This is a genomic window from Paraburkholderia sp. IW21, assembly GCF_041321145.1.
Taxonomy (GTDB): domain Bacteria; phylum Pseudomonadota; class Gammaproteobacteria; order Burkholderiales; family Burkholderiaceae; genus Paraburkholderia.
Map to the genome: position 1 here is coordinate 370543 of NZ_JBGGWA010000007.1, position 16721 is coordinate 387263.

Annotated in this window: 16 protein-coding genes; 5 read left to right on the forward strand and 11 right to left on the reverse strand. The window is 62.1% G+C overall.

Features of this window, described 5'->3' with window-relative positions; translation table 11 throughout:
* Positions 1-2: 2 nt before the first annotated feature.
* The 5 genes from ACAX43_RS19280 to ACAX43_RS19300 form a co-directional block, all read right to left on the reverse strand.
* Complete coding sequence (locus tag ACAX43_RS19280; protein ID WP_370710007.1) at positions 3-1523, reverse strand: DUF1800 family protein; 1521 nt, start codon at positions 1521-1523, stop codon at positions 3-5.
* Between the two features lie 73 nt (positions 1524-1596).
* Entirely contained in the window at positions 1597-2127 is a 531-nt protein-coding gene (locus ACAX43_RS19285; protein WP_370710008.1) for a periplasmic heavy metal sensor, read from the reverse strand.
* Entirely contained in the window at positions 2124-2543 is a 420-nt protein-coding gene (locus tag ACAX43_RS19290; RefSeq protein WP_370710009.1) for a hypothetical protein, read from the reverse strand. The genes ACAX43_RS19285 and ACAX43_RS19290 overlap by 4 nt, the downstream gene beginning before the upstream one ends.
* Positions 2540-3142 (reverse strand): RNA polymerase sigma factor, encoded by a 603-nt coding sequence (locus ACAX43_RS19295; RefSeq protein WP_370710042.1) that lies wholly within the window; start codon positions 3140-3142, stop codon positions 2540-2542. The genes ACAX43_RS19290 and ACAX43_RS19295 overlap by 4 nt, the downstream gene beginning before the upstream one ends.
* 233 nt (positions 3143-3375) lie before the next feature.
* Positions 3376-3696 carry a hypothetical protein gene (locus tag ACAX43_RS19300; RefSeq protein WP_370710010.1) on the reverse strand — a complete coding sequence of 107 codons (321 nt, stop codon included), beginning with the start codon at positions 3694-3696 and terminating at the stop codon, positions 3376-3378.
* 109 nt (positions 3697-3805) lie between these two features.
* Between ACAX43_RS19300 and ACAX43_RS19305 the strand changes: the two genes are divergently transcribed.
* Together ACAX43_RS19305 and ACAX43_RS19310 are read left to right on the forward strand one after the other, a co-directional pair.
* Positions 3806-3940, forward strand: a complete 135-nt coding sequence (locus ACAX43_RS19305; protein WP_370710011.1) for a hypothetical protein — start codon at positions 3806-3808, stop codon at positions 3938-3940.
* Between the two features lie 210 nt (positions 3941-4150).
* Entirely contained in the window at positions 4151-4849 is a 699-nt protein-coding gene (locus ACAX43_RS19310) for an HAD family hydrolase (RefSeq protein ID WP_370710012.1), read from the forward strand.
* Here the strand turns inward: ACAX43_RS19310 and ACAX43_RS19315 are convergent.
* The 6 genes from ACAX43_RS19315 to ACAX43_RS19340 all read right to left on the reverse strand — a co-directional run bounded on the left by ACAX43_RS19315 (position 4840) and on the right by ACAX43_RS19340 (position 11250).
* Positions 4840-4974, reverse strand: coding sequence for a hypothetical protein (locus ACAX43_RS19315; protein ID WP_370710013.1), 135 nt, complete (start codon positions 4972-4974; stop codon positions 4840-4842). The genes ACAX43_RS19310 and ACAX43_RS19315 overlap by 10 nt on opposite strands.
* Positions 4975-5492: 518 nt before the next feature.
* On the reverse strand, positions 5493-5834 hold the full coding sequence (cyoD, locus tag ACAX43_RS19320) for a cytochrome o ubiquinol oxidase subunit IV (protein WP_370710014.1): 342 nt from the start codon (positions 5832-5834) through the stop codon (positions 5493-5495).
* Positions 5835-6440, reverse strand: coding sequence for a cytochrome o ubiquinol oxidase subunit III (gene cyoC / locus ACAX43_RS19325; RefSeq protein WP_370710015.1), 606 nt, complete (start codon positions 6438-6440; stop codon positions 5835-5837).
* Complete coding sequence (gene cyoB / locus ACAX43_RS19330; protein WP_370710016.1) at positions 6440-8428, reverse strand: cytochrome o ubiquinol oxidase subunit I; 1989 nt, start codon at positions 8426-8428, stop codon at positions 6440-6442. The genes cyoC and cyoB overlap by 1 nt, the downstream gene beginning before the upstream one ends.
* A 3-nt stretch (positions 8429-8431) precedes the next feature.
* Complete coding sequence (gene cyoA, locus ACAX43_RS19335) at positions 8432-9325, reverse strand: ubiquinol oxidase subunit II (RefSeq protein ID WP_370710017.1); 894 nt, start codon at positions 9323-9325, stop codon at positions 8432-8434.
* Between the two features lie 371 nt (positions 9326-9696).
* Positions 9697-11250, reverse strand: coding sequence for an NADH-quinone oxidoreductase subunit M (locus tag ACAX43_RS19340; RefSeq protein WP_370710018.1), 1554 nt, complete (start codon positions 11248-11250; stop codon positions 9697-9699).
* 677 nt (positions 11251-11927) lie between these two features.
* Here ACAX43_RS19340 and ACAX43_RS19345 point away from each other — a divergent pair.
* The 3 genes from ACAX43_RS19345 (at position 11928) to ACAX43_RS19355 (ending at position 16517) form a co-directional block, all read left to right on the forward strand.
* On the forward strand, positions 11928-12677 hold the full coding sequence (locus ACAX43_RS19345) for an ABC transporter ATP-binding protein (RefSeq protein ID WP_370710019.1): 750 nt from the start codon (positions 11928-11930) through the stop codon (positions 12675-12677).
* Positions 12664-15237 (forward strand): FtsX-like permease family protein, encoded by a 2574-nt coding sequence (locus tag ACAX43_RS19350; RefSeq protein WP_370710020.1) that lies wholly within the window; start codon positions 12664-12666, stop codon positions 15235-15237. The genes ACAX43_RS19345 and ACAX43_RS19350 overlap by 14 nt, the downstream gene beginning before the upstream one ends.
* Before the next feature lie 203 nt (positions 15238-15440).
* On the forward strand, positions 15441-16517 hold the full coding sequence (locus ACAX43_RS19355) for a lipocalin-like domain-containing protein (RefSeq protein ID WP_370710043.1): 1077 nt from the start codon (positions 15441-15443) through the stop codon (positions 16515-16517).
* The last annotated feature ends 204 nt before the right edge of the window (positions 16518-16721 follow it).

The following is a 16721-nucleotide window of genomic DNA, read 5'->3' on the forward strand; positions in this document are numbered from 1 at the left end:
ATTCATCTCCGTTGAAAATCCGGCGAGACCAGCAGCAGCGCAATCGCCGTCGACGCGCTCTCGGCGCGCGACACAGCGGTGGCCGTCGGCGCACTGAGCGATCCAGCCAGCAAGGTCTGCCCGAGCGCGCGCGCATCAAGCCGGTCGCCGACGCGCGACGCGAAGCGCTGCGCCACTTCGACCCGGCGCACGAGCGCATCAGGCGCGGCCCAGCTCGCCGCAATATCGTCGTAGCCGGCGGGCGAGCCTGGACGCCACACCGGCTGGCCGAGCTGCGTGAGGATGGGCGCTGCCTGCACGTTGCCTAAGTCCTGCCAGCCGAGTCCACGCATCGAAGAAATGGTCCATTCCCATGGCGTCTTGAACTTCACGGCCACCGGCGACCACGCTTGCGGCATGTCGAGCAACACCCGATACACGGTCGGCAGATCGCCGCCGCTACGCTCGAAAGCGTTCGCGAGACGCGCGCTCACGTCAGGCGGTGGATTGTCGGCGACGAAGTGACGCGCGAGCTTGCCGCCGATGTGCTGCGCCGTGGCGGGCGCGCTCGCGAGGTCGTGCAGGATCGCGAGCGCCTGCTCGACGCCCGGCTGGTCGTAGCGGCGGCCCATGATGGTTCTCGAACCCGGCTCGTGCAGCGCGGCGCGAAACACGAAGGTGCCCGGCGCGGCGTTCGGCTGTATGCCCTGGCGGCCCGGGTTGGCCGGATTTCCCGGGTTACCGGCCAGACTCCAGCCAGTGAGCGCGCGGGCGAATTCCGTAACATCGTCCTGGCTGTAGCCGCTGCGCACGCCGAGCGTATGCAGCTCCATGATTTCGCGCCCCAGGTTTTCGTTCAGACCGCGTTTGTTATTCGGATTGCGCTGCTCGGCTCGCATGGCCGCCATGCTGTCCGGCCCGACCGAGCGCGTCTGATCGAGAAACAGTTGCATGGCCGGATGACGCTCGACCGCGACCAGCATGTCCTCGAACCGGCCGAGCACGTGCGGGCGGATCGCTTCCGCTTCGAATGAGCCGGCCAGTGCCGCGACGGCGGGCTTCTCGGTGGATACCGCGAAATGGTTCGCCCAGAAATGAACCAGCCGCTCGATGAACGGCGTCTGCGTGGTCAGCGCGCTCGCGACACGTGCGTTCACCGAGGAACGGTAGATGTCGAGAATTTCGACCCGCAACGCTTTTCGTTCGGTTTGCTTAGTAGTTTGCTCAGCGTTTTGCGCCGAAGTTTGCGGGCGGCCTTGCGCGTTTCCTTGCGCATTCGCCTGATGGACGGCCGTGCCCTCGCTTGCATTCTGCTGGGCCTGCCGGTTCTGCTGATTCAACTGCATGCGCTGTTGCGCCAACTCGGTAGACAGCGCTACCGAATCCGGCAGGCTCGCCCACGCGGCAGGCCGCGGCTGATACTGCTCGAACTGCGCGAGCAGCCACCCTTTCGGGTCGGTGGGCGGCGTGTCGTCAGCACGCGCGCCGAGGCCGAAGCGGTTCAGCGCAATCGCCGCGGCATTCGTGTTTGGTGATGTAGCCATACCATCCTCTTCGGCATTGGACACGCTTTAAACGGCCACCGCGATGAAATCCGTCGCGGTCGTTCAGAATTTTTTAATCGCCCGACGCTTCACTCGAAGATTCACTCGACGCCGCCTTCCCCGGCTTGTTTGCATTGGCAGCCGGCTGAGGCTCACGCCACTGGCCGCGCAGCTTCAGGCTGTCGGCGAATGCGACGCGCTGTTCGGGCGACAGCGTCGCCGCAAAATCCGCCACACTGCCTTCCACTTGCGCACGCAGACTGCTGTCGGCCGCCCGCGTACGGGCCAGCGCCGCGTCCAGCGCCGCGCGATCGAACTGCGGCGCGGCGAGCAGACGCAACACTTCGCGACGGCCTTCGCGGCCCTCGCGGGCAAACTGCCGGCCCTCACGACGCGCATTCTTCAAACCGTCGACGAAGGCCTTCTGACGCTCAGCCGGCAACGTTTCGGCGGCGAAGCGCAGCGCGCGCTGCTGCGCCATTACTGGCGCTGTCGCGCCACGTGCTGCAAACCATTGATAAGCACCGCCGACAATCGCGCCCAGTAAAAACACATTGAGTACCAGCGAGGCCCCCAGCACGAATTTCCATGACCGGCCGTTCATTCGCCACTCCAATCGGCGGATGAACCACCGAAGCTCGAAGTTAAATAAGAGGACTCGTGCACTTGCGGAACCGCCCCGGTCAAGACGAAGAACGACACCGCAAAAGCGCCGGCCAGGCCGCCCAGCAGCCCGACGCCTGCCACCGCCGCGCCCGACCACCACAACCGCCGGCGCGGCACTGCCGGCTGCAATACCGGCGCGCTGCCGATAATGCGCTGCTGCAACGCCGCGCCCGGCGGATCGACTTGATCGACGGCCAGCCAGGCATCGATGCCGGCCGCGTCCGCCAGCACCGCATCGGCTTCGGCGCGATGCAACTCCGCCCACACCTCTGCCGCTGCGCGTTCCTGTTGCGGCCAACGGCGCGGATCGGCGCCGTAGGCTGCAACGATCTGATGGAATCTTACGGGCGTCATGACTTGTCCTTGCTAAGGCCGCTGCCGGCCAGTTGAGCGCGCAGATTGCGGCGCGCGCGTGCCAGCAGACTTTCCAACGCATCGACCGTGATGCCCATCAGGGCGGCGGCGTCGATGTTCGACATCTCCTGGTAGTAATTGAGCACCAGCGCCTCGCGTTGCCGTGCCGGCAATGCGGCGAGCGCCTCGCGAACGCGCTGGTCCTGGGCGCGCGCTTCGAGGGCGGCGTCGGGCAGCGCGGCAGGATCGATCTGGTCGGGCATCTCGTCGCGCGGATCTTCGCGGCGGCCACGCAACCGGTCGTAGCAAAGATTGAGCGCAACACGATGCACCCAGGTATCGACCTTCGCCTCGCCTTCCCGCCAGTGCGACGCCTGATTCCATATCCGCACGAAGACCTCCTGCGCAACGTCTTCCGCTTCCATGCGGTCACCCAGCATGCGCGTGGCGAGCGCGAGCAGTCGCGGCAGCTTGCGAGCGACCAGCGAGCGGACGGCGGCCGGGTCTTGCCGGGCGACTCCTGCCAGCAGTTCCGTATCGGGATCGCGTTCGCTCAAGACGTGCGGCTCCCCACCGCGCGCCGGATACGCTGCGCGGATCGATTGGTTGTGCACGCACCGGTTCGAACGGTGCCCGCCGGGTGGATTGCCGAGTACATTCCGATCAATATACGACGACCGCCGGGCGATAGTAGGCCGGCCTCGCCGGATAGACGACACAACCGGCGAGCGTCGCCGCCAGCAGAATTATCACGAGCGTTTTCATGGTGACCTGTCGGGTTGGATTGCAAAGTGCAGCGAAGCGCGCTCAGGAGCGCCGCAGCGCTCCACGTTCAGGCCCAATGTCCTTCGACCCAGCGCCAGTTGGGGCCGCGCTGCACCCAATGCCCCGGCACCCAGCGATAGCCGGCGCGAACCGGCTGCCAGCGGCCGCGCACCCACACATAACGGCCGTGCGCCCAACGCCAGCGGCCTTGATCCCAGACATAACCGGCGCGCGGCGCCGGCATCACTTCGACGCGCGGCGGCGGCGGCGCCATCGGCGCGATGATCACGGCCTGCGCGAACGCGGGCGCGGCCGTCAGCGCGGCGGCGCAAGTCATCGCGGCAACAAGCATGGCGGTCAGAAGACGGACCGGTTTGGTCGAAGTCATGTGTTTTCTCCCAAAAGAGCCGAAGCCAGAAGTGGCTCCGTTTCTTCTTGAACGCAGCAGCGGGGAAAAACCGTCGCTTTGATTTGCGTGGCATGAAACGCCCTGCAGCGTGCGAGGTGCAACGGGCGCCACGATCGGCACGACCGATCCGCTCGGCAACCCCGCCACGCCCGTTCACCACCAGTACGACACCGGCGACTTTTACCGCCGCGGTGAAGGCGGGCAACTATCCGAAGATGAATAGTCGCTTCCATCACCTGGTGCCAAAGGCGAGAATCAATTTGAAGAAGACGTTCCGAGCAACGCGCGATTGTGCATTTGGGCGCGGCTGTGGCGCCAGAGCGAACGCGTCCGATGCGTGCGACACGTAGTTGAAGCGCTGCCACGACGCAGTGCCGCCCGAGCCGGTGAGGTATCCTTGCCGGCTCTGCGACCTTTATCCGTACCCTGCCCGATGGCCGATTTCCCTTTCGACGCCGTACTCTTCGACTGCGACGGCGTGCTCGTCGACTCCGAACCCATCACCAACCGCGTGCTGACCGAGATGCTCGGCGAGTTGGGCTGGCAGTTGAGCGTCGAAGAAACCATGCGCATTTTTGTCGGCAAGGCCGTCAAGGACGAAGCAGCATTGATCGAAGCGCGCACCGGCTTTGCGATTACGACAGATTGGCTCATGCAGTTCCGCGACCGCCGCAATACGGCGCTCGATCTCGAGCTGGTGGCGATTGACGGCGCGGCGCCCGCGGTGCGCGCGATCCATGCAGCGCTTAACGGGCGCATTGCCGTCGCGTCGGGCGCCGATCGCATCAAGGTGGAATTGCAGTTGACCAAGGCCGGTATTTTCGACTGTTTCGAAGGACGCATCTTCAGCGGCCATGAAACACCCCGCAGCAAGCCGTATCCCGATGTCTACCTGGCGGCGGCCGCAGCATTGGGCGTGGACCCGGCACGTTGCGCGGTTGTCGAAGATACCGTCACGGGCGCGACTGCAGGCGTGGCCGCCGGCGCCACCGTGTTCGGATATTGCCCGAAAGAGCTGGGCCACAGCAGCGCCACTGCATTGCATGGCGCGGGCGCGGTTCACGTCTTCAGGGACATGGCTGAGTTGCCCGCCCTGCTCGCCGGATGGCGCGGCCTCCGGCATCAAAACTGACGGCCGCCTACCGCGACGTACAGCAATTCCTTGATCAGCGGACGAGCGCGCGCGGCCATCACGTCGTTAGGCTCAGTTGTTGGCAGCTTGCCGACATCGTGGCGTGGCGAGTTGGGCTGTCCCAATCACCTTTCGCTCGCAAGACCGGCAAACGTGGACGGCATAGCGCTTTGCGGCGGATGGCATGGTGTGTGCAATGGGAACCCATGAGCGCGGCGATGTCCGGGCTCGCTGTCAATCCAACCTTGCCGGAGATCCACCATGAAAGCGCTAGTCCTTAAAGACCTGCCTCGCGCCGATGAACTCGACCGCTCGGCGTCGCAGTCCGTACGCGGCGGCATCGCCCGCATCACACGAGACGCACCTTCTGCTTGCCCTGGCGGGATGATGCCGCCTGTTGTCATTCGGCGCGGCTGGGAGTGTCCGCCCATTCATTTCGGTTGTGGGCCCGTCTTTTTCCCATACGGCGAACCGCCTTCGCACCCGGGACCGGGGGTTGTGCCGCTTTAGACCGCGACCATGGCCACGTGGGAGCAGAAGAGCCAGCCTGCTCCTCGAAATGGCGCGCGTTCGGAATGCACGAAAAAAGCCCCACAAGACTTTCACCTTGCGGGGCCTTTCCTCAACCTGCAACGTTTTCCGCTTAGCGGGACATCATGTGCATGCTGACGTTATGCATGATCCACAATGAGCCGCCGATCAGAATCACGGCCGTGAGCACCGTAAAGCCGAACGCCATGACGTTCCAACGCTGTGCCGACGACGTATTCATATGCAGGAAAAAAATCAGATGCACGACGATCTGCACGAACGCGAGGCCCGCGATCGCGAGCAATGCGTTCTCGCCCGTCAACGTCCCGGTTAGAACGAGACCGAACGCCGCCGCTGTCAAGACGACGGAGAGGATGAAACCCGTCGTATAGCTGCCGATGCTGCCGTGACTTTCACCCGTGTGTGCCGAGTGTGAGTGATGGCTATGGTCCATTTAGATCACGCTCGCAAGATAGACAAAGGTGAAGACGCCGATCCATACGACGTCCAGAAAGTGCCAGAAAAGGCTCAAGCATGTCAGGCGAATCATGTCGCGCTCGGTCAGATCGCGATGCCGCATCACCTGAACGGCCAGCACCGCCATCCAGATCAGGCCGCACGTCACGTGCAAACCGTGCGTGCCGACCAGCGTAAAGAACGACGACAGGAACGCGCTGCGACCCGGGCCTGCGCCCTCGGCGATCAGGTGCGAGAACTCGCGCATTTCCAGCACGAGGAACGCGAGACCGAACAGGAACGTGACGCCGAGCCAGAAAAGCAACACGCCCTTTCTGTTCTTATGCGCGCCCAGCATCGCGAAACCGTACGTGATACTGCTCAGCAGCAGCATCGACGTTTCAAGCGCGACGCCTGGAATCTCGAACAGATCCTTACCGCTCGGGCCGCCCGCGAACTGGTGCCCCATCACCGCGAACACGGCGAACAGCGCCGCGAAGATGATGCAATCGGTCATCAGATACAGCCAGAAACCGAACACCGATTGCGACGGCACATGGTCCGGCGCGAGATGCGGTTGAACCGCAATAGTCTTCTGTAACATCAGTCAACCTCCAACGCGACCTGCGCACCTGCACCCGCGCGTTTTTCTTCGATCAGCGCGACCGTGTCGGCCGGGATGTAGTAGCCGTCGTTGTCCTGGAAGCTATAGACGATCACCGTGCCGATCGCGCCGACCAGGCCGATAATCGCAAGCCACCAGATGTGCCATACGCCGGCGAAACCGAGCACGAGCGAGAACAAGCCCACTAGCAAACCAGCGGATGTGTTCGACGGCATATGAATGTCGCGATACACCGGCTCGGCCTCGTTGCCCTTACGCGACTTCATGTCGGTGAACGCGTCCAGCTTGCGCACCGTCGGGATGATCGCGAAGTTGTAGACCGGCGGCGGCGAGCTCATCGCCCATTCCAGCGTGTGGCCATTCCACGGGTCGCCCGAGACATCGCGATTTTGCGGCAAATTGCGGTCGCGGATGCTGACGTACAGCTGCACCAGTTGGCAAGCAATGCCGATAGCGATCAGCCCTGCGCCGAACGCAGCGAGGATCAGCCACGGATGCCATGCCGGATTGTCGTAATGGTTCAGGCGACGCGTCATGCCCATGAAGCCGAGCACGTACAGCGGCATGAACGCGACATAGAAACCGACCAGCCAGAACCAGAACGCAGCCTTGCCGAGCTTTTCGTTCAGCTTGAAGCCGAATGCTTTCGGGAACCAGTAGTTGAAACCGGCCAGATAACCGAACAGCACGCCACCGATGATCACATTGTGGAAGTGAGCGATCAGGAACAGGCTGTTGTGCAGCACGAAGTCCGCGCCCGGGATCGCCATCATCACGCCAGTCATACCGCCGATCGTGAACGTGACCATGAAGCCGATCGTCCATAGCACGGGCGTCGTGAATTCCAGACGGCCCTTGTAAATCGTGAACAGCCAATTGAACACTTTCACGCCGGTCGGAATCGCAATCACCATCGTCGCGATACCGAAGAACGCGTTGACATCGGCGCCCGAACCCATCGTGAAGAAGTGGTGCAGCCACACGAGGAACGACAGCACCATGATCGCGCAGGTCGCCCACACCATCGTCTTGTAGCCGAACAGCGGCTTCCTGGCGAAGGTCGCCACGACTTCCGAGAAAATACCGAACGCCGGCAGGATCAGGATGTACACCTCGGGGTGACCCCATGCCCAGATCAGGTTCAGGTACAGCATGGCGTTGCCGCCGCCGTCGTTGGTGAAGAAGTGCATGCCGAGGTAGCGGTCCAGACCCAACAAGGCGAGCGTCACGGTCAGGATCGGGAACGACGCCATGATCAGCACGTTGGTGCACAGCGCAGTCCACGTGAATACCGGCATCTTCATGAACGTCATGCCCGGCGCGCGCATCTTCACGATGGTCGCGAAGAAGTTCACGCCCGTGAGCAGCGTACCGATACCGGAGAGCTGCAGACTCCACAGGTAATAGTCGACGCCGACACCCGGGCTGAATTGCAATTCAGACAACGGCGGATAAGCCAGCCAGCCCGTTTGCGCGAACTCCCCGATCACCAGCGACAGGTTGATCAGGATCGCGCTGACCGCGGTCATCCAGAAACTGAGCGAGTTGATGAACGGGAACGCGACGTCGCGCGCGCCGATCTGCAACGGTACGATCAGGTTCATCAGGCCGATCATGAACGCCATCGCCATGAAGAAAATCATGATGACGCCGTGCGCGGTGAACACCTGGTCGTAGTGATGCGGCGGCAAATAGCCCGGGTTGAGATAGGCGAGCGCCAGTTGCAGACGCATCATGATCGCGTCCGAGAAGCCGCGCAGCAGCATGATCATCGCGACGATGATGTACATGACGCCCAGCTTCTTGTGGTCGACGGAGGTCAGCCACTCCGTCCACAGGTAGCGCCATTTGCCGAGATACGTGATCGTGCCGAGCACGGCCAGCACAACGAGCGCCATGAAAACGCCCGCCCCCACGATGATTGGCTCGTGATACGGAATCGCATCGAGCGTAAGTTTTCCGAACATGCGTTACCCCTTAGGCCCACAGTTAGCGTCTTTCATGTTGTCGAGGACGTTCCCGTTGTTGTATCGGGCAATGATGTTGTGAAAGAGCTTCGGATCGACCGACGAGAAGTAGCGCACCGGTTCCTTCTCCGTGGGCGCCGATACCGTGTGATAACGGTCCATGTCGAGACGGTCGGACGAGGCGCGCACCTTGGCGACCCAGGCGTTGAACTCTTCAGGCGACGTAGCGAGCGCGCGGAACTTCATGTCCGAGAAACCCTTGCCGCTGAAATTCGCCGCCGTGCCCGCGTAGTTGCCGGCTTCATCAGCGATCAGATGCAGACGCGTTTGCATACCTGCCATCGCATAGATCTGGCCGCCGAGCTGCGGAATGAAGAACGAATTCATCACCGTGTCGGACGTGATGACGAAGTTCACCGGCGTGCCGACCGGGAACGCCAGCTGGTTCACCGATGCAATGCCGAGGTCGGGATAGATGAACAGCCACTTCCAGTCGAGTGCAACGACTTCGACATTGATCGGCTTCACCTGCGACTCGAGCGGACGATACGGATCAAGCTCGTGTGTGCTCTTCCACGTCAACACGGCGAGGAACAGAATGATCAGCGTCGGAATGGTCCAGACGGCGATTTCGATACGGGTCGAATGCACCCAGCCCGGACGGTATTCGGCGTTCTTGTTCGAAGCGCGATAACGCCACGCGAACAGCAGCGTGAGCACGATAACCGGAACGACCACGATCAGCATGGCCCAGGTCGAGGTGGCAATCAGGTCACGCTCGGCCAGCCCCACACTCCCCTTCGGATTCAAAATATCGAGGTTGCTGCAACCCGAGAGCAACACCATGAGGCCGGCGGAAAGGAAACGTATCGACCCTCGCAGAGTCTTTCCTTTCATATCCCTTGCCTCTTTTTAACGACTTCAACGAACGTCATTCGACCGCTCTCCATTAGTAAGCGCTCGCATGGTAGGGGGACGTTGAATAGATTAAAACCCCTCGATCAGCAACAATCTATTGCGTCGCACCATTGTGCGACACGTTGCCGCACGCCTGCGCGCACGTGAGAGTCAGTTATGTGCTGGCGCACCGGATTGGCAGAGTTGCCGGATCACGAAAACTCCTTTAAACACGCACTAAAACGCGGCGATACCATTCAGGTCACACCGCGTTTTAGTGCGCGAAAAGGGACGTGTGTCGATGCGGGAAAAGTGCATCCGCGGAGCAGCATCTGGAGACGAATGCTGCATCTGCGAGACACTTCGTTGGATCAGCCCGGCGTGCGTGCCGTGACGGCAACAGGCGCTGCGGCCTGCAAGTGCTCGCCACCATCAGCCGGTGCGGAGTCCGAAGGATGCGCAGAGCGTTCCGATTGAGCCAGCAGTGTGCCGACCGACGGATCGATCGCATCGGTGAACGGCTTCGGATCAAGGCCGACGGCCAGCACCAGCAACGCCATGGCACCGAGCAGGACGAACTCGCGCTTGCCGAGGTCTTTCAGCGTCGCGACGCGCGCATTGGCAATGGCGCCGAAAATCACGCGCTTGTACATCCACAGCGTGTAGGCCGCGCTCAGGATCAGCGTGGATGCCGCGATTGCGCCGATCCAGAAATTGAAGCGGATCGCACCCATCAGCACCATGAACTCGCCGACAAAACCGGACGTGCCCGGCAGCCCGATATTGGCCATCGAGAACAGCATCACGAAAGCCGCAAAGCGCGGCATGGTGTTGGCGACGCCGCCATATTCGGCGATGGAGGCGGTCTTCGTGCGGTCGTGGAGCATGCCCGTGCACAGCAACATTGCACCGGACACCACGCCGTACGAGAGCATCTGCACAATCGCGCCCGCCTGGCCGATGCGGTTGAAGACGAACAGGCCGAGCGTCACGAGGCCCATGTGCGCAATCGTCGAATACGCGAGCAAGCGGCGCATGTCGGTTTGCACGAGTGCCAGCAGGCTCGAGTAGATCACCGCGATCAGCGACAGCGTGATCATCATCGGCGCGAAAAAGTGGCTGGCTTGCGGCGCGATCGGCAACGCGAAACGCAGCAGACCGTAGCCGCCCAGTTTCAGCATGCCGATCATCACGGCGGCGCCGGTCGGACCGTCGAGGTGGACGTCCGGCAGCCACGTGTGCAGCGGCCACATCGGCACCTTCACGCCGAACGCAGCAAGGAATCCCAGGAAGATCAGTACTTGCGGCCAGGTGCCAAGGTGCGCTTCACGCCACAGCGCGAGATCGAAGCTGTGCGTCTGGCTGTACAGATACAGCATCGACATCAGCATCATCAGCGACCCGAGGAACGAGACGAAGAAGAATTTCACCGCGGCATATGAGCGATTCGAATTTCCCCACGTCCCGATCAGCAGGTATAGCGGGATCAGCGTCGCTTCGAATGAGATGAAGAACAGCATGCCGTCGAGCGATGTGAAGACGCCTTGCATGAAACCCGACAGCATCAGGAACGCGCCGAAGTACTGGGCAGTGCGTTCCGTGATCGACTCCCACGAGGCCACCACGATGATGATCGTGGTGAGCGCGGTCAGCGCGACGAGCCACAGCGAAATCCCGTCCACACCCACATGCCACGCAATATCGAAGGTGGGCGACCAGCGGAGGTTCTCGACGAACTGCATCGACGTCACGTCGTTGCGGAAATTCATCACGAGCGGAATCACCGGCAAGAAACCCGCTACCGCGCCGATCAGCGCGAACCACCGCGTGCGACTACGTGCTGCGTCGGATCCGGCACGCAACACCACCAGGCCGGCGACAATAGGGATCCAGATGAGTAGGCTAAGAAGCGGAGGCAATGGCATGTGTTCTGTTGAAAAACGTGAAATACAAAACGCCGCTCCAACGCCTTCAAAAACGAAAGCATTGAAATGGATATGTAGGCTGGATTTCGCTGAAATTGACGTTGAGGCGGTGCTGCGTGCCTCACGTTTACCCGCAGTCGAATGACCAAGGGTGGGAGATTACCAAGATAAGAATAATTTTGCAGCGCAACAACGCGGCAACCCCCTTGGCAATGCATGGTTGCCACGCCTGCCCTTGCGGAATGCAAAAAAATGTGCAAACGCACAAACCTGGCGGCGAAAGATATGCGCCGTGCTTTTTTGCAGGCAAAAGAAAGTAGTTAGCGGGCGGTTGGCGGCTCTTGCGCGAAGGCTTCCGTGTGAGGATTGGCACTGAAGTAGATCATGCTGGTGCATCAGAGCGCACCAAGCCCGATCTAGAGAGGTCGGCGAAAATTTAACTCGTCCGCGAGTAGAAAAATTTTTTGCGCCGGAACGCCAAAGAAGCGTCTTCGTACGCCCGGAAAAACCGGCGCCGCGCTTCCCCGGTCCGCTTTTCAGATTGATATCGAGGGTTTCTGCGTGCCTTACAGAACCCGAATATACTTCGGCGGTTCAGGGAACGACGGCGCGTGCACAGTACGGTCGTTCTTCGCATGGTTGGACGCCGCCCCCCGGCCAGACTTAACGGATACCGCATGGTGCTTCATGACGAAGGTGTCGTTCCCGCGCTCGAGTGCCGCGGTCTGAGCAAGACTTACGGCGCCGGCCGCATCGTGCTGGCACACCTCGATTTCACGCTTGCGCCGGGCGAATTCGTCGCGATCATGGGGGATTCCGGCGTCGGCAAATCGACACTGCTGAATCTCGTCGCAGGACTCGACAGCGCGGACGGCGGCGACGTGATCATCGACGGCAGCGTGGTCTCGGATCTGGATGACAACGCGGCGACGCGTCTGCGCCGGCAAAAACTCGGCTTCGTGTTTCAGGCTTTTCACGTGCTGCCCCATCTGACGCTAGCGCAGAATGTGGCGCTACCGTTGCTACTAAACGATCTGCCCATAGCCGGCGCGCTCGATATGCTCGCCGCTGTCGGCTTGAACGGCCGCGGCGATGATTTTCCGCGGCAACTGTCGGGTGGCGAATTGCAGCGCGTCGCCATTGCGCGGGCGCTCGTGCATGGCCCCAAGCTGATTCTCGCCGACGAACCCACGGGCAACCTCGATCCCGATACCGCGCACGATGTGCTCAGCTTGTTCCGCGCGCAAAGCAAGGCAACCGGGGCGGCCACCATCATGGTCACGCATTCTGAAGCAGCCGCGGCCGTTGCGGACCGGATCCTGATTCTGAGCGACGGTGGCTTGCACGCATCATCCGGACGCAACGCATCGTCCAACGCTCATCCCGACTTTCGATCCACCGCACCTTCAGCCGATGATGCACGCTGACCCACGCCCACTGCAGCGAATGCGAGGCCATCGCAGGCTCGCGCGCTGGTTGTTGGGCGCCGAGTGGCGCAGTCATCGCGCACGCGCACTGGTTGCAATCGCAACGATCGCGCTCGGGGTCGCGTTAGGCTACGCAGTTCAATTGATCAACAGCGCGGCCTTCAACGAATTCTCCGCGGCGGCTCGCAGCTTGTCAGGCGTGGCCGATCTGCAGGTGCGCGGTGCACAACCCCTCTTCGACGAGTCCATCTATCCGCATTTGGCGACCGAACCGGGTGTGGCACTGGCGAGTCCCGTACTCGCGCTCGATGTGACCGTGCCGGATCAGAGCGCCGCGCTGCCGGTGCTCGGCATCGACGTCTTCAAGGCTAGCCGCATTGCGCCCGACCTGATCGGGGTGCCGTCGCCCGAGCGGCCGTTCGATACGCTCGCGGCCGATACGGTGTTTCTCTCGTCGGCGGCGCAGCAATGGTTGAAGGTCAAGATCGGCGATCACGTGGCGCTGCGCAACGGCACGGCGATGGTGCATTTGCGCGTGGCCGGTGGTCTGGTGAGAACGCGTCCAGGTCAGCGGCTAGCGGTGATGGATATCGCTGCCGCTCAATGGAAGTTCGGCAAGGTGGGCAAGCTGTCGCGCATCGACTTGCAGCTCGAACGCGGTGTCGATCGCGAAAGCTTCAAGCATGGCCTGCAAGCGCGGCTCGGCAGCCAGTGGGTGATTTCCGAAACACGCGACGCAGAAAGCCGCACCGATCGTCTGTCGCGCGCCTATCGGATCAATATGAACGTACTCGCGCTGGTGGCGCTTTTTACCGGCGCGTTCCTTGTGTTTTCGACGCAGGCGCTGGGTGTCGTACGGCGCCGTGCGCAGTTCGCCATGCTGCGTGTGCTCGGACTCACGCGTGGCCAGTTGTTGCGCCAGATTCTGATGGAAGGTGCACTACTCGGCTTGCTCGGTTCGCTGGCCGGACTCGCGCTCGGCTATGCAATGGCGAGTGGCGCGCTGCGGTTTTTCGGCAGCGATCTGGGTGGCGGCTATTTTCCTGGCGTGCAGCCACAGGTCGGCTTCGAACCGCTGGCTAGTGCGCTGTTTCTGACGCTCGGCATCGCCGTGTCGATATTGGGCAGTCTTGCGCCCGCGTTGGAGGCGGCACGCGCGCGACCTGCAGCGGCGCTCAAGGCAGGCGCCGAAGAAGGCGCGCTGGCACGGCTCGCTACGACATGGCCCGCTTTGGCCTGTCTGCTGGTTGCGGCCGTTCTCACGCAGGTGCCGCCGTTGTTCGACGCGCCTATCGGCGGCTATATGGCCGTCGCGCTGCTGCTGATCGGTGGAATCGCGCTCATGCCGCGCGTGACCGCGTTGATCTTTGGGGCCGCGAGCCGTGCGCACGGCACCCGGCAACGCGCTAACGCGGCGAGCACGTTAGCGTTGGCGCGCCTCGCGAACGCGCCGGGCCACGCGTCGATTGCAATGGGCGGCGTATTGTCGAGCTTCGCACTGATCGTCGCGATGGCGATCATGGTGGCAAGCTTCCGCGTTTCCGTCGAGGACTGGTTGGGCCATCTGCTCTCGGCCGATCTATACGTTCGCGCGGCGCCGAACGGCGATACCGGCGGCTTGCGCCCCGACGAACAGACGCTGCTGGCTGCGGTGCCTGGCATCAAGAGCGCTGCGTTTGCGCGCACCTCTCATCTCACGCTCGATCCTGCACGGCCGGACATCGCCGTGCTTGCGCGTGAAATCGACGCTGCCGATCCGGGCGCGAATCTGCAGATGACCGGAGCGGTATTGCCTGCCTCCGAACTTCATGGCGGCCAGACACCTGTTTGGGTATCCGAAGCAATGGTCGATCTGTATGGATACAAGCTCGGCGAGCGCGTGCAGTTGCCGCTGGGCGAGCGCGGTCACGTGTTCGTCGTGGCCGGCGTATGGCGCGATTATGTGCGTCAGACCGGCGCGATACAGATACGGTTTTCGGATTACCGGCGTTTAACCGCCGATACAAGCGCGACGGATGTGGCCGTCACCATTCAGCCCGGGAGCAGCGTCGAACGCGTTATTGCTGGGCTGCGTGCGCTGCCGTTCGGCGCGTCGCTAGACCTGTCGCAACCGGGCGAGATTCGCGCGCGCACGCTGGTGATCTTTGATCGGAGTTTTGCTGTCACTTATCTTCTGGAGGCCGTCGCGATCGTGATCGGCTTGTTCGGCGTGGCGGCGACGTTTTCTGCTCAAACGCTCGCGCGCGCCCGTGAGTTCGGCATGCTGCGGCATGTAGGCGTGACCCGCTCGCAGGTTCTCGCGATTCTCGCGCTCGAAGGCGGGATGCTCACCGCTTGTGGCATCGCGATGGGCTTCGTTCTCGGATTCGCGATTAGTCTGATCCTTGTATTCGTCGTCAATCCGCAGTCGTTTCATTGGAGCATGTCGCTGCACGTTCCATGGACGGTGCTCGGCACGGTCGCGCTGGTGATGCTGGCTTCGTCGTGTTCGACGGCGGTGATTGCGGGTCGCGGCGCAGTGTCGGTGGACGCGGTGCGCGCAGTGAAGGAGGATTGGTGATGCGGGGATTGCAGGCACAACACTCGGCGCATGAGACCGCGGGCCGATTTTTTCGAGTGAGTCGCATTTTTCGAGTGGGCCGCCTGTGTCGCGCGAGTAGCTTTTGGCTGGCGCCCATCTTGCCATGCACGTCGCTTACTGCACTGCCTCGCTTGACGAGTTCGCGGCGGCCAAACGTCAAGATTCTCGCGGCGTTGCTTTACATGGGCTTTATGGCTGTTGCGCCTGCGTTTGCCGCAACGTCCGAGTTCGCAGTAGTCACGCCGGATCATCCGGTTGTCCTTCCACAGGACAGCGGTGCACACCCGGCTTTTCGCACTGAATGGTGGTACGCGACGGGCTGGCTCACTACACCGGACAATCAGCCGCTCGGTTTCCAGATCACGTTCTTCCGCTCGGCAACCGGACACGACGCTGCCGATCCAAGTGCGTTCGCGCCTTCGCAATTGATCATTGCGCATGCCGCACTGAGCGATCCGGCACTGGGTCATCTCACGCACGATCAGCGCATTGCGCGCCAAGGGTTCGGGCTGACGTATTCGAAGCCGGACAATACCGACGTCAAACTCGACGCATGGAAAATCATTCGTGCCGCCGACGGCCACTACGACGTCACGGTAGACGCGAACGGATTCGCACTGCATCTCTCGCTGACGCCCACACAAGTGCCGTTGATTCAGGGTGAACGCGGCTACTCGCGCAAAGGTCCGCGGCCCGAGCAGGCGAGCTACTACTACAGCGAACCGCAATTGCGCGTGAGCGGCAGCGTAGTTCGCCCGACCCCGGCGGGCACCACATCGAAGGTTGATACAGCCGTCACCGGTGCGGCGTGGCTCGATCACGAATGGTCGAGCACCTTGCTCGACGCCGATGCGCTCGGATGGGATTGGCTCGGCGCCAACCTGACGGACGGCTCGGCCTTGATGGCCTTCAAGGTCCGCGGTCGCGATGGGCACGCCGTTTGGGCACATGCAGCGCTGAGACATCGCGACGGCCAGGTTACGACGTTCGGCCGCGATCAGGTCGACTTCGTGCCGGTTCGCACGTGGCGCTCGCCACGCACGAATACGTCGTATCCCGTCTCTATGACCGTTAAAACCGGTGCGCTCACGTGGCGACTTGATCCGTTGATGGACGACCAGGAACTCGATTCCCGGCAATCGACGGGTGCCGTGTATTGGGAAGGCGCAGTGCGGGTGAGTCGCGACGGTGCGGATGTTGGACGTGCCTATCTGGAACTGACGGGCTATGCGAATGCTCTTCGGATCGGCAGGAAGTGAAGCGCGGTTTCCGGAGGATATTTCGGAATTTGTATGCGCGACGGCTTCCCGGATTTTTTTCGTTACAGCTTCCGGCTGCCGTAAACGCAGAAACCCCACCTTTGAGGGGTGGGGTTTCCGGACCTGCAGGGGAGCCTGACGATTACCTACTTTCACACGGGAATCCGCACTATCATCGGCGTGGAGTCGTTTCACGGTCCTGTT

Bases quoted from the DNA above. Each gene is read 5' to 3' on its own strand.
- ACAX43_RS19310 (WP_370710012.1), top strand. From the start codon at position 4,151: ATGGCCGATTTCCCTTTCGACGCCGTACTCTTCGACTGCGACGGCGTG.
- ACAX43_RS19300 (WP_370710010.1), bottom strand. From the start codon at position 3,696: ATGACTTCGACCAAACCGGTCCGTCTTCTGACCGCCATGCTTGTTGCC.
- cyoB (WP_370710016.1), bottom strand. From the start codon at position 8,428: ATGTTCGGAAAACTTACGCTCGATGCGATTCCGTATCACGAGCCAATC.
- ACAX43_RS19350 (WP_370710020.1), top strand. From the start codon at position 12,664: ATGATGCACGCTGACCCACGCCCACTGCAGCGAATGCGAGGCCATCGC.
- cyoC (WP_370710015.1), bottom strand. From the start codon at position 6,440: ATGTTACAGAAGACTATTGCGGTTCAACCGCATCTCGCGCCGGACCAT.
- cyoA (WP_370710017.1), bottom strand. From the start codon at position 9,325: ATGAAAGGAAAGACTCTGCGAGGGTCGATACGTTTCCTTTCCGCCGGC.
- ACAX43_RS19355 (WP_370710043.1), top strand. From the start codon at position 15,441: ATGGGCTTTATGGCTGTTGCGCCTGCGTTTGCCGCAACGTCCGAGTTC.
- ACAX43_RS19340 (WP_370710018.1), bottom strand. From the start codon at position 11,250: ATGCCATTGCCTCCGCTTCTTAGCCTACTCATCTGGATCCCTATTGTC.
- ACAX43_RS19290 (WP_370710009.1), bottom strand. From the start codon at position 2,543: ATGACGCCCGTAAGATTCCATCAGATCGTTGCAGCCTACGGCGCCGAT.
- cyoD (WP_370710014.1), bottom strand. From the start codon at position 5,834: ATGGACCATAGCCATCACTCACACTCGGCACACACGGGTGAAAGTCAC.
- ACAX43_RS19285 (WP_370710008.1), bottom strand. From the start codon at position 2,127: ATGAACGGCCGGTCATGGAAATTCGTGCTGGGGGCCTCGCTGGTACTC.
- ACAX43_RS19345 (WP_370710019.1), top strand. From the start codon at position 11,928: ATGGTGCTTCATGACGAAGGTGTCGTTCCCGCGCTCGAGTGCCGCGGT.
- ACAX43_RS19280 (WP_370710007.1), bottom strand. From the start codon at position 1,523: ATGGCTACATCACCAAACACGAATGCCGCGGCGATTGCGCTGAACCGC.